We start from the raw sequence: 12,232 nt of genomic DNA, 5'->3' as shown, positions 1-12,232 counted from the left end.
CTCAATCCGGACAAGTGGTGTAAAAGTACCCGTAATATTCATCTACTGTGTGGTTTGTTTAACGACACAAATAACGCTATATTATTATCTGTCCTTGATTCAATATAATTCAACAAATGAATTTTGGTCTTAGCATCAAAATATGCTTTCCTCTCTTTGTCTCCTTTGCCATAAACCACGCATTCCCGCTCAGAGAAATCTATATCATCAATGTTCAGCCTTACCAATTCGCCTACTCTAATTCCTGTTGAAAGCAGAAAATCAATCATTGCCCTATCACGCAGATTATTACAATTATCTCTAAGAATTTCTATTTTCTCATCCGGAATGGTATCTTTTACAATAACGGCAGTCTTTACCTTATGAATTCTTTTCATTGGGCTTTTTATAATATAATCCTCTTCCTCTAGCCACGAAAAAAATGTGGAAAGACTTCTACGAATATTATCAATAGTTACCTTTCCACAATTATTTATCGTTTGATACTCTACAAGATATTTTCGTAGCATCTCGGTCGTTATCTTTATGACCGGAATATTTCTGGATGACCTCCCATTCATGCCGCCAGATTTCACAATACTTCTGGTCGTTCCAGTCAACCGTATCCTCCTTGTGGCTTTTCCACCTGCCGGATGGCAGCTTTATCTGTTCCCCGTTTTCATCAAGGTCATAAACCTTACGGCTCTTGGGAAGCCATTTCCCATGTTCGTCCATTGCCCTCATAGTCAGCAGGACATGGGCGTGGGGATTGTGTCCCGGCGGATGGGGGCCATGGATGGCAAAGTCAGCAATCATGCCTTTGGTGGAAACAAATTGCTGTTCACAAAACTCCCGGACAAGGACAGCATATTGGTCGGGCGGTATCTCTCTGGGGATGGTAAGCACCCACCGCCTTGCAAGCTGGGAATTCCATTGTTTTTCCACCGCTTCGGCGGCGTTCCATAGAGTATTGCGGTCTGCATACGACCGTGGGGCATTTGCCGGAAGCAGGATTTCATTGTGGACGATACCACGCTTTTCCGGATAGTGCTTCACTTGCTGGTCATATTCACAAAACAGCTTTTCACCACTCCGGTAAGCAGCGGCGGCAACAGCAGACTGCTGTTGGCTTCGCTGCACAATCGAGATTTCGTTGTGCGGACAGGGCATTTCGTGTCCCTCCTTTCGGTAATTGGTGGATGGGGTGGCGTTTTACCACCTCATTTTCAGAAAAAAAGCAGGAAACCTTTCTTTCAGATTTCCTGCTCGGTGTGCCGCTGTGTGGGCGGCGGGTATTAAGTTGTAAAAGTTCAGGACAAGTTGACCCGATGTGTGGGTGGCAAATTGAAAGTTTTCTACTTTATACTTCCTAGATTAAAATCGTACTCATCAGATTCTCGTGGATTCTTGAAACCTTCAAACGAATCTACTTCTGTAAAGGAAAAGAAAAAACCACAGTTGGGGGTAGGAAATTTCTGTTGTTCCTTTCGGGTGTAGCCTTTGATGGACAGCAGATATTTTCCAGCGGGAACATTATACTTGATGTCCGTATAAATTGTACAGATACCATCTGGTGTTTCTGACTTATACCACCGTTCCCACGGGGAGTGGTAGTGCTCCACAGAACCGAAGTACCCCGGTGTGGTATAAAATTCTTCTTCCTTGATATGGTATTCCTTTGGCTCAAAAGGTTCAAGCTGTTCAATAGCAGAAATCCAAAGTCCATCTTTTACTTCCAGATTAAAGCCCTCATAGCTGATTTTTTGCACCCACTGGTCATCAAAGGGCTCGTCCTGCCCTTCCAATTTGATTGCATAATTATAGTGATCAATCCCTACCAACGGGATGAAAATTCCCTCTCGTTGCGTGTTCAGATAAAGCTCTTTATCCTTTTGCAGAAGACTTAACAGTTTTCTTTTCCGAATTTTCTCACGCTTCAAAAAATCCTGTAAGGTGTCTGCGGAAAATAAACAGATCCCATAGCCACCTGCAATTACCATTCTGTCCATAACTTCTCCTTCCCAATACAATAAGCCACTTCCGATTTGTCGTCGACTTCATTATACTTTACCCGACCGTCAAAGTATAGAGAGATTTTGTAAAACTTGTCGGCTGGGAACAGCTTGCAAAGCAAGGTGTCCCCAGATGGCAAGTCCACAAAAGGGTAGCTGGCGGCAGCCAGCGCAGGGGTGCAAAACGTCCAGTGGACGTTTGCCCTGCACCGACCGAAGCGGAGCGGAGACGGCGTAGCGTCCCCTGTTTGATTTGGAGCAGACCATGACTGCGGAAGCCAACATTCTGTCGGCTGCTGCGGCATTCGCCGAGTGAATATTCAAGCATATTCGTTCGGCTCATTGCTCGCACAAATCACAGTCCTCCGGCAAGGAGCCTTCGGAGAACGCAATGCACCAACCTCTGGGTGGTGTATAATTGCGCCCTTAGTAAACTAAGGGGTTTCCGGCTTCTCCCGTTCCAGCAGTTTTTTCAATAGTTCCTGCGTGTCCTGCCTGTGAAAAATGAGTTTCAACAACAGCATGACATCATCATCTGTTAGGCGTTCCGGCTCTTGCAGAAAACTTTCCAGCATACCGCCACGAGTGCAGAGCCGGTGCGTCCGTTCCTTTCGGGTAAGCTGCTTTAACTGGTGCTGCAACGCCTTTTCATCATTGATGGCTTTCCACAGCTTCTTTTCGCTTTTTTCCAGCTCCCGGTTGAGCTTTTCCAGCTTTGAGGCATCAGGCAAGGGCAGCGTCCCCCTTTCCCGGTATCAGTACATAAATCCGGTTTGGTTCTCCAACGCCCTGACGCACCCGCATGATAAGTCCGACAGTTTCCAATTCATTCAGAGAACGCTTGACCGTCATGGGACTGCAGGACAGGACTGCGGCGTATCGCTCCCTTTGGTATGCTCGTTTCGGTCAGGGTTCCTCCACATCCCTGCCAAAAGTCATGGCACTACATCGCCGGGGAAGCATATCCCACACAGGCTGGTCATTCGATTGGAATAATCCATCGATGAACTACCTGTATCATAGAACATTTTTGTGCCCTGTGCCGTATGTCCACAAAGTAGGAATTCGGGGTAAAAATCAGAAATTTCCACGATTGCGGAATTGATATGGTATAATCAATTCAACGGTTATAAATGTCGTTAAAAAGGGGGAACTGCTTCAATGAACGGAGCTACTACAATACAGGAACGGCTAAAAGATTTACGATGAAACAAAGGATTAAAACCGGAAGAACTGGCAGAGCAAACGGGTATTTCAAAATCGGCTCTTGGCAGTTATGAAAAAGATGACTATAAGGAAATCAATCATGGCAACCTTATCCTGCTGGCAGATTTTTATGAGGTGTCCCTCGATTATCTCTTTTGCCGGACAGAGAACCGGGCGGAGATCAACACGCCATTAAGGGAGCTGCATTTGAGTGATGAGATGGTAGCACTTCTGAAAAGCGGTCGGATTAATAACCGTCTGCTCTGCGAACTTGCCACCCATAAGGACTTTATCAAGTTTCTTGCGGATATTGAGATTTATGTGGATGGGATTGCCACCATGCAGATTCAGAACCTCAACGCCCTTGTCGATACTGTCCGGCATGAAATCATTGAACGGTATCGCCCCGGCGAAGACGACCCCCTTTTGAAAGTGCTGCAAGCCGCCCATATCAGTGATGATGAATATTTCAATCAGATGGTACGGGATGACCTCAACCTCATTATCCGGGATATTCGGGAAGCCCACAAAAAGGACAGCGAGAGTGCACCCCAGACCACCGTTGCCGATGAACTGAAAGAAAATCTGGAAGCGGTCGAAAATTTCAAGGGCAGCCGGGATGAAAAGCTGGTTGTCCTTTACTGTAAGCAGCTTGGTATCAACTATAAAAATCTGTCAGACGAAGAATTTCGCTGGCTCATTCGGATTCTCAAAAAATCAAAGAAAATGGGAACGCCTATCAGCCAGAGGAAAAAAAGGTAAAGAAAAACCGCTGTTGCATGGTTTGTTAGCTTCCATGTAGCAGCGGTTTTTGCTGGGATTATTCAGTTGAATTTTTAGAACGACAAACTGAAATTGCTGCTAATAACTGAGAATCTATATTTTATTTTATAGAAATCTCACTCTTTACTGAATCTACAATACTCTACAAAGCTTTTTACGGAAAAATGCTTCGGATTAAGATACTTAATACCAGTATCTATCAACTCAAATTTTTCATAATCAAACTCAAGTTTTTCATTGTTTAAGAAATCATCATCTATCCATAAAGCAGGTAAAATATGCTCACAATAATCAAAGTATCTTCTGCATTCAATACATTCTTCGTCTAAAGACTCTACACCAACATAATGAATATTATAATCTACAGTATCGTTTATAAATCTTTCAAGGAAACTGTTCAAAACAAAGGCTACTCTATCATCACAATATACATAACCAATTAAATTTTTATCTGTGATTTCTACACATTCATTATACCCGTCTACTGATGAGTCGTAGTATATAGCATACCAATATGCTCCTGGATTTCCTGATTGTGAAAGAAAATAATTTCCAATAACAGCTTCCAAATGTCCACATAATGAAATCCATTGATGTTTTGTACTACTACTTATCGAAAAAATACCACTAATATCCGTCATGTCATCACACTCTCTATTGTATATCTTCAAATATGAATTTATCGCTTTTGTTTATCAACGAATATTGGCTTGCTGCCATCATCAATTTCAAATGTATTACTTCCAGTTCGTATATAAACACTTCCTATTTCCGCATGAATATAAGGAATAATATCTCTGTCATAATTACATATTGTATTGATGGAAAACACAGAATGATTGCTTGATTCGTTCATATAAGCCTCATCTTCATTACCCGCTAAAAAACGCCATCCGCTATCTGGGTTGTCTTCATATGGAGCTTCTCGATACATATATCCTACTTTAAAACCTTCTTTTGTTATTCTGTCAGATACAATGCATCCTTCTCCATTTGGTTCGTTCCAATCAATTAAATTCTCTATGTTGATACTAAGAAAATCGTTGTTCTTCTTTCTCTCGAAAAACATGATGATTCACCTCTCCAAATTCTGATTTGCTTGTTCCATAAAATTCATTTTAGTCGCTTTCAAACTTGCTGGCGGCGAACAGCATTTTATGCTGTTTGCGGACGGCAAGTCCACAGGGGATAGCCGCTTTAGCGGCGCAAGGGGGTGTAGCCACCTTGACGGAACGAAGTGATGAAACATTCACGGTCGGACAGTTTTCTTCTGCCGACCGGGAGTGAAGCTCCGCAGGACGCACTACTCTCGACAGAGAGTATAGAAGTGCGCCCTTTAGTTCCTAAAGGGATTTTATCAGTTCGACAAATCGGAAGCTGCAAGTTTAATGTTTCATTATCTCATCTAACTGGTCGTGTAATTCAATAAATGGATTTTCTTTCAGATGTTTACCTGTAACTGTATTGATAATATCATGCTTATCAGAACTATACCCCGAATAACCGTCAATCATCTCCATAATTTCAACAGCAAATTCATAGGTTACATCATACAACATCGCTCTGGCTTCGTTATCATGGTACTTTTTGTGTTCAGTCAAACAAATTTCAACACAACTTTCTTGTATTGCTGCAATATGTTTGAAAAATTTTTGTTGCATATCATTCATATTCTACCCCTATAACTTCCAATTTGTTGCTCAATTTTCATATTCAAATTATACCATAAAACTTGTGAACAATTCTACCGCAACTTTGGACTATATGAGAAAAGTCCGAACAGTTTTCTGCCAGGACTTCCTCGCTCAATCGTAAATCAATTCCGCTTTCACAATCTCCTCTGCCTGTGCCTTGCGTTCCTCACGCTTGCGGATTTCCTCTAATTCTTCCGGGGTCAGCTCCACTTCTCCAAACGCCGGGGGAACAAATCGCCCGACAAAATTGAAGTAAATCTCGACCTCCTGTGTGGTCTGTATACTGCCTTTGCGGTCACGCTCATGCACAAGGATTTTCTCAATAAACTCATTGAGCATGGCAATCGTCAGCTTGTCGAAGTTCTCATACTTGTCAATCAGAGCGATAAAACGGTCAGCGTCCTTTTCGTGCTTCTCATAGCTCTTGACAGCCTTTTCCAGAGTAGAGATTTCGGCGTTAAGCTCGGACTGTTCCTTTTCGTATTGAGCGTCCAGAGTGGCGTATCTGCTGTCGGACAGCTTTCCTAAAATGTTGTCCTCATAGATTTTGCAGAGCAGGACTTCCAGCTCGGACACTCTCTGCTTTGCGGTGGCAAGGCGTATCCGCTGTTTCTTAACCTCTGCTGTCTGCTGGCTGGACTGCGCTTCCTGCACCACACGGACAAACTCGGCTCGGTCATGCTTGGCATACTCGGCAATAGCTTTGAGCATTTCGGAAACAAGGGACAGTACCACATCTTCATTGATACGGTGCTGTGTCGTGCAGAGCTTTCCAACTGGGACTTTGCTGTATTGGGAACAGGTATATTGAGAAATACGCTTGCCGTTGTTGGTACGGTGGACATACATCTTGCCGCCGCAATCGGCACAATAAAGCAAGCCTGTGAGGGGAGCTGCTTCGCCCCAGCCGTCCGGGTAGCGTCTGACATTCCCACGGATTTTCTGCACAAGGTCAAAGGTCTGCTGGTCAATGATAGCTTCATGGGTATTCTCGAAAATCGTCCATTCGTCCTCCGGGACATAATGGCTTTTCTTGTCCTTGAAGTGCTTTCGGGTCTTGAAGTTGATGGTGTGTCCCAGATATTCACGCTTTTCAAGAATGTTGCAGATGGTGGAAGAACCCCAGCCGTACACATCTTTGAAAGTCTTGTTTTTGTTCACGCCCTCGCCGTGTTGGGCAAGGTAAGCAGACGGAATAAGCACCTTTTCCGATTTCAGTTTGCTGGCGATCTGATACGGACCGTAGCCGTCAATCGTCATGGCAAAGATGCGCTTGACCACCTCAGCGGCTTCGGGGTCAACCAACCATTGGTCTCTGGCTTCGTTCCAGAGATAGCCGTAAATGACCGTGCCTGTAAGGTGCTTGCCGGACTTGCCTTTGGACTGGAAAGTGGAACGGATTTTACGGCTGGTGTCTCTGGCGTAGTATTCATTCATGATATTCAGAAATGGTGTAAAATCATTATCTGCCGGATTGGCACTGTCAACTCCGTTATTGACTGCAATAAAACGGACATTTTTCTTAGGAAACATCATTTCAGTATAGAAACCTACTTGCAGATAGTTTCTGCCAAATCGGGACATATCTTTGACGATCACTGTTCCCACCCTGCCAGCTTCAATCTCTGTCAGCAGAGAATTGAATGCCGGTCTGTTGAAGTTCGTTCCTGAATATCCATCATCACTGAAATGCTGAATATTATCAAATCCATGCTGTACTGCATAATCTTCCAGATACTTCTTCTGCAAGGACGATGCAAACCGCGCCATCAAAGTGGTGCACGATAAGTTCTTCGGCAACGAGGACTGACCGATCGGTCTTTCCTTTTTTGAAGCAGCGTGTTATACTATAGAAAATAGTGTAACGCGCTGCTTTTTTCAGCAGGCGGAAGGAGTTAGAAACGATGATTTATCACTGCGAGGATCACACCTGTAATTATTGGGATGAAGGCGAAAAGCTGCCGGAGCGCTGCCCGCAGTGCGGCCGGAAATTGCTGCGCGCCAACGAGACCGATATGACCGGAGATGATTGGACGGCTTTAGGCAACACCCTTTGGGATGCAGAGGCATCGGATAAAAAGCGCATGGTGGATTGTTTTCGGAAAGCTGCATATCTCGGCAGCGCATGGGGCGTATGCAATCTGGGCATCTGCATGGAGCAGGGAAACGGCGTGGAGGCGGATCCGGTTCAGGCTTTTTGGCTTTATCAGCAGGCGGTGGAAATGGGGAGCCTGAATGCGGTGTGCTGCTTGGGCGTGTGCTATCAATACGGCATTGGCACGGCTCCGGATGCGGAAAAGGCTGCCGAGTTATACTGCAAGGCGGCGGAATACGGTTCGCCCCGCGGACAGATGCTGCTCGCCCGCACCTTCCACGACGGGATCGGCGTGGAAGCCGACGCTGCCGAGGCCGTGCACTGGGTGCGCGCGGCGGCGTATCAGCGCTACGGTGAAGGTATGTACCGGCTGGGCGTATGCTATGAATACGGCGACGGCGTGGAGCAAAACTGGGAGCATGCTGTGCATTGGTTCCGCGAGGCGGCAGAGAGTGGCGTGAGCACGGCAATGACGGATCTGGGATACTGCTATGAAAAGGGCTGCGGCGTGGAACAGAGTTGGGAGCAGGCCTTTTCCTGGTATCGCAGAGGTGCGGAGTGCGGCGATTTGCGATCCATGCATAATCTGGGATACTGCTATGAAAAGGGCTGCGGCGTGGAGCAGAGTTGGGAGCAGGCCTTTTCCTGGTATCGCAGAGGTGCGGAGTGCGGCTATCCGGTTAGCATGAGCAATCTTGGCTTGTGCTATAAAAGGGGATATGGCGTGGAGCAGAATTGGCAGGAAGCCATAAAATGGTATGAGCAGGGCGCACAGTGTGGCGATTTGCAATCCATGCATAATCTGGCATGCTGCTACGAGCGCGGCGAAGGCGTGGAACAGAACGAAGACAGGGCGCTTTACTGGTATCGCCGCAGTGCCGAAGGCGGCAACGGCGATGCCATGTGCAATCTTGGCCGGTGCTATGAAAGGGGATATGGCGTGGAGCAGAATTGGCAGGAAGCCGTAAAATGGTATGAGCAGGGCGCACAGTGTGGCCATTTGCAATCCATGAATAATCTGGCATGCTGCTACGAGGACGGCGAAGGCGTGGAACAGAACGAAGACAGGGCGCTTTACTGGTATCGCCGCAGTGCCGAAGGCGGCAACGGCGATGCCATGTGCAATCTTGGCCGGTGCTATGAAAGGGGATATGGCGTGGAGCAGAATTGGCAGGAAGCCGTAAAATGGTATGAGCAGGGCGCACAGTGTGGCCATTTGCAATCCATGAATAATCTGGCATGCTGCTACGAGGACGGCGAAGGCGTGGAACAGAACGAAGACAGGGCGCTTTACTGGTATCGCCGCAGTGCCGAAGGCGGCAACGGCGATGCCATGTGCAATCTTGGCCGGTGCTATGAAAGGGGATATGGCGTGGAGCAGAATTGGCAGGAAGCCGTAAAATGGTATGAGCAGGGCGCACAGTGTGGCCATTTGCAATCCATGAATAATCTGGCATGCTGCTACGAGGACGGCGAAGGCGTGGAACAGAACGAAGACAGGGCGCTTTACTGGTATCGCCGCAGTGCCGAAGGCGGCAACGGCGATGCCATGTGCAATCTTGGCCGGTGCTATGAAAGGGGATATGGCGTGGAGCAGAATTGGCAGGAAGCCGTAAAATGGTATGAGCAGGGCGCACAGTGTGGCCATTTGCAATCCATGAATAATCTGGCATGCTGCTACGAGGACGGCGAAGGCGTGGAACAGAACGAAGACAGGGCGCTTTACTGGTACCGGCGGGGAGCTGAGGCAGGAAGTGATTACTGCATGTACTGCCTTGGCTGGAATTACAGCAATGGCGAAGGCGTGGAACAAAATATGACGGAAGCGATCCGTTGGTATACTGCTGCCGCCGAGGGCGGGAATGCTGATGCCATGCATGATCTCGGCTGGCATTACGACCACGGCGAAGGCGTGGAACAGGATATGAAAAAGGCAATTTGCTGGTACGAACGAGCAGCAGAGCAGAACCACCCGGCTGCCATGAATAGCCTGGGCGAATGTTATGCGATGGGACGGGGCGTGCCGCGGGATTTGGAAACGGCCATGGAATGGTATCGCCGCGCGGCGGAGCTGGGCGAAGCCATGGCGGATTACAACATGGGATGGCATTTGGAGCAGGCAGGGAAGCTGTCTGAGGCGTATGCCCATTACCGCAAAGCTGCCGATGGGAATGACGACAGCGCCTGGTGGGCGTTGGGGCGTTTTTATGAAAACGGCGTCGTCGTTGCGCAGGACGGAAAGGAAGCGCGCCGCTGCTATGAAACTGGCGAGAAATTGGGCAGTGTGAAATGCAAAATGCGCTTGGCGCGCTGCAAGCTTTTGGGTATCGGCGGCCGCGGGGAAAAGAAAGCCGGTTTGGATCTATGCCGTCAGGCGTTGGAATTGGCAAAGGAGAGCAGCGAAAAAGAGGATTACGGCTATGAAGCCGAAATGAATCTTTTGCGGCGTACCATTGCGGAAAACGAATCATAAAGGACGAAAAAAGGGACGCTTCGGCGCAATGTCATGATGCCGGTTATGATTTCATCAAATACAGAACCACGATTTTGTTTTGCGATCCGCAAATCTTTCAGTTTTCCAAGACCCATCAAATGATGAAAGTCCAGTTTGGAGAAGCCAATCACCAACTCTGCGGTTTTTCCCTTTCGGCCAATAATGATCCGATATTGTATCTCCAACAAATTTTCAAATGCTTTTGCACACTTTTGTAATTTATCCATAAAACCTCTCTGTCCACATAAAGAAAGCCGCCCTGCAATGCAAGGCGGCTTTGAGCATTTTCTTTCGGCTTGCAGCCTACTCCGGTTTGAGGTTACTGCACAACCCCTACTGAAAGCTCTGCATAACAAGGCATTCCGGTACGCTATTATGCTTCAACGCTTTGGCAGACACACGCCGTTGCCTACCTTGTACTATTATTATATGCAACTTTAGAAAATATGTCAATCCCCATGAAAAATCAGAAAATATCTTCTCTGCTTATGAGAAAGGAGGCTCCATCTATGGCAACCACACGCATCATGCCCCTGCATATCGGCAAGGGGCGCACTGAGAGTCAGGCAATCAGCGATATTATTGATTATGTGGCAAATCCGCAAAAGACCGATAACGGAAAACTGATTACCGGCTATGGCTGTGACAGCCGGACCGCCGATGCGGAGTTTCTGCTGGCGAAGCGGCATGATACTTGTAATTACCATAATAGAAGGACCTCCTCTCATAAATATTTTTGTTTTCGCTGAACTCTTTGCTTCTATCGTTGCAATAACTTTCTCCGCTAGGTATAATAAAAAAGAACATTCTACAACCTCAAAGGAGGGATTTCTATGATAGAACAGCTCATTGCTGAAGCAACAGAATGTGATTTCAAAGTTGCTCTCGAAACAAAAAAGCCAAAAAGCTGGTTAAAAAGTGTCAGTGCCTTTTCCTATGGAATCGGCGGCACTCTGTTTTTCGGAGTCTCCGATGACCGGGAGCCTATCGGCTTGTCCGATGTTCAAAAGGATGCTGAAGCGATCAGCCGCTTAATCAAAGAACGAATCACACTAACTCCCGTATGTTCTGTACCCGGTGGAATGGCTTGGAAAAAGGCTCTATCTTTGATGATGCATTGGACGATAAAGAATACGAAGGGAATCTGATTTATCTACTGAAAAGCGGCAGCGAATTTATTCGCAATAATTCCAAAGTCCGTTTTGTCAAAGAGGCACAGTATCGGGTAGACAAGCCGGATTATGCTGAACGAGCTGTGACAGAGGCTCTTGTCAATGCGCTTATCCATCGTGATTATATTGTGCTTGGCAGCGAAATCCATATTGATATGTTTGATGATCGGGTGGAAATCACATCTCCGGGCGGTATGTTTGGCGGCGGCTCAATTCAGGAATACGATATTTACAGTATCCGTTCCATGCGACGAAACCCTGTGATTGCTGACCTGTTCCACCGCATGAAGTACATGGAACGCCGTGGAAGTGGCCTACGCAAAATCGTCAGTGAAACCGAAAAGCTGCCTGGATACACAGAGGCATATAAGCCCGAATTTTCCTCAACAGCGACAGATTTCAGAGTCATTTTGAAAAATGTGAATTACCATCTTAGTCAGAAAGACTTAGTCAGTGACCAAGATTGTGACCAAGTTAGTGATCAAGATAAATCACAGGACATCCTACACGCAGTCTTGGATTTTTGTATAACAGAAAAAAGCAAACAAGAAATTTGCTCGTTTATTGGTTATCGAAATCTCACTTATTTTACAAGAAAATATTTGAATCCTCTACTGGCAAGTGGCCAGCTTAAAATGACTATTCCAGATAAGCCAAACAGTCGAAAACAAAAATATATTACAGTTCGTTCCGAATAAACAGAGAAGCAGGGCATTGGGTCTCATCTCCCATTGTCCTGCTACTTTTCATTCTAAATTAACCTATTGTGCTATTTCAAATAAAACGTTTAAAAACTT

At 46.4% G+C, this 12,232-nt stretch carries 7 protein-coding genes and 7 pseudogenes; 4 read left to right on the top strand and 10 right to left on the bottom strand.

Annotation, left to right across the window (positions count from 1 at the left end):
• Positions 1-41: 41 nt before the first annotated feature.
• The 5 genes and pseudogenes from DWY93_RS15905 to DWY93_RS15885 all read right to left on the bottom strand — a co-directional run.
• A pseudogene (locus DWY93_RS15905) lies at positions 42-524 on the bottom strand (tyrosine-type recombinase/integrase); the annotation flags it as partial.
• Positions 525-540: 16 nt separating this feature from the next.
• Positions 541-1,149, bottom strand: a pseudogene (gene mobQ, locus DWY93_RS15900) (MobQ family relaxase); the annotation flags it as partial.
• A gap of 185 nt (positions 1,150-1,334) precedes the next feature.
• Positions 1,335-1,988, bottom strand: coding sequence for a hypothetical protein (locus tag DWY93_RS15895; protein WP_227612115.1), 654 nt, complete (start codon positions 1,986-1,988; stop codon positions 1,335-1,337).
• Positions 1,989-2,425: 437 nt separating this feature from the next.
• Positions 2,426-2,722: a DUF3847 domain-containing protein gene (locus tag DWY93_RS15890; RefSeq protein WP_117471380.1), complete on the bottom strand. Its 297-nt coding sequence runs from the start codon at positions 2,720-2,722 to the stop codon at positions 2,426-2,428.
• Positions 2,715-2,867 (bottom strand): annotated as a pseudogene (locus DWY93_RS15885) (DeoR family transcriptional regulator); the annotation flags it as partial. The pseudogene DWY93_RS15885 and the gene DWY93_RS15890, both read right to left, overlap by 8 nt.
• A gap of 285 nt (positions 2,868-3,152) precedes the next feature.
• Here DWY93_RS15885 and DWY93_RS15880 point away from each other — a divergent pair.
• Positions 3,153-3,959, top strand: a pseudogene (locus DWY93_RS15880) (helix-turn-helix domain-containing protein).
• Between the two features lie 137 nt (positions 3,960-4,096).
• Here the strand turns inward: DWY93_RS15880 and DWY93_RS15875 are convergent.
• The 4 genes and pseudogenes from DWY93_RS15875 to DWY93_RS15855 all read right to left on the bottom strand — a co-directional run.
• Positions 4,097-4,621, bottom strand: coding sequence for a transposase (locus tag DWY93_RS15875; protein WP_117471335.1), 525 nt, complete (start codon positions 4,619-4,621; stop codon positions 4,097-4,099).
• A 38-nt stretch (positions 4,622-4,659) separates the two neighbouring features.
• Positions 4,660-5,049, bottom strand: coding sequence for a DUF2185 domain-containing protein (locus DWY93_RS15870; protein ID WP_117471336.1), 390 nt, complete (start codon positions 5,047-5,049; stop codon positions 4,660-4,662).
• A gap of 316 nt (positions 5,050-5,365) precedes the next feature.
• Entirely contained in the window at positions 5,366-5,650 is a 285-nt protein-coding gene (locus tag DWY93_RS15860) for a hypothetical protein (protein WP_117471338.1), read from the bottom strand.
• A gap of 180 nt (positions 5,651-5,830) precedes the next feature.
• Positions 5,831-7,426: pseudogene (locus DWY93_RS15855) on the bottom strand (recombinase family protein); the annotation flags it as partial.
• A gap of 152 nt (positions 7,427-7,578) precedes the next feature.
• Here DWY93_RS15855 and DWY93_RS15850 point away from each other — a divergent pair.
• Positions 7,579-10,242, top strand: a complete 2,664-nt coding sequence (locus DWY93_RS15850) for an SEL1-like repeat protein (RefSeq protein ID WP_117472650.1) — start codon at positions 7,579-7,581, stop codon at positions 10,240-10,242.
• On the opposite strand, the gene DWY93_RS15845 is transcribed toward DWY93_RS15850, so the two are convergent.
• Entirely contained in the window at positions 10,188-10,490 is a 303-nt protein-coding gene (locus DWY93_RS15845; protein ID WP_242990729.1) for a PBECR4 domain-containing protein, read from the bottom strand. The two genes, DWY93_RS15850 and DWY93_RS15845, sit on opposite strands and share 55 nt — an antisense overlap.
• 282 nt (positions 10,491-10,772) lie before the next feature.
• Between DWY93_RS15845 and DWY93_RS15840 the strand changes: the two are divergent.
• Positions 10,773-10,949, top strand: a pseudogene (locus DWY93_RS15840) (relaxase); the annotation flags it as partial.
• Between the two features lie 147 nt (positions 10,950-11,096).
• A pseudogene (locus DWY93_RS15835) lies at positions 11,097-12,133 on the top strand (ATP-binding protein).
• Positions 12,134-12,232: the final 99 nt, after the last annotated feature.

This window comes from Clostridium sp. AF28-12 (assembly GCF_003435225.1).
Classification (GTDB): domain Bacteria; phylum Bacillota; class Clostridia; order Lachnospirales; family Lachnospiraceae; genus Pilosibacter; species Pilosibacter fragilis.
The sequence above is the reverse complement of the archived record's forward strand: the minus strand, read 5'-3'. Positions and strand labels throughout refer to the sequence as shown.

Bases quoted from the DNA above. Each gene is read 5' to 3' on its own strand.
- DWY93_RS15895 (WP_227612115.1), bottom strand. From the start codon at position 1,988: ATGGACAGAATGGTAATTGCAGGTGGCTATGGGATCTGTTTATTTTCC.
- DWY93_RS15875 (WP_117471335.1), bottom strand. From the start codon at position 4,621: ATGACGGATATTAGTGGTATTTTTTCGATAAGTAGTAGTACAAAACAT.
- DWY93_RS15870 (WP_117471336.1), bottom strand. From the start codon at position 5,049: ATGTTTTTCGAGAGAAAGAAGAACAACGATTTTCTTAGTATCAACATA.
- DWY93_RS15860 (WP_117471338.1), bottom strand. From the start codon at position 5,650: ATGAATGATATGCAACAAAAATTTTTCAAACATATTGCAGCAATACAA.
- DWY93_RS15850 (WP_117472650.1), top strand. From the start codon at position 7,579: ATGATTTATCACTGCGAGGATCACACCTGTAATTATTGGGATGAAGGC.
- DWY93_RS15845 (WP_242990729.1), bottom strand. From the start codon at position 10,490: ATGGATAAATTACAAAAGTGTGCAAAAGCATTTGAAAATTTGTTGGAG.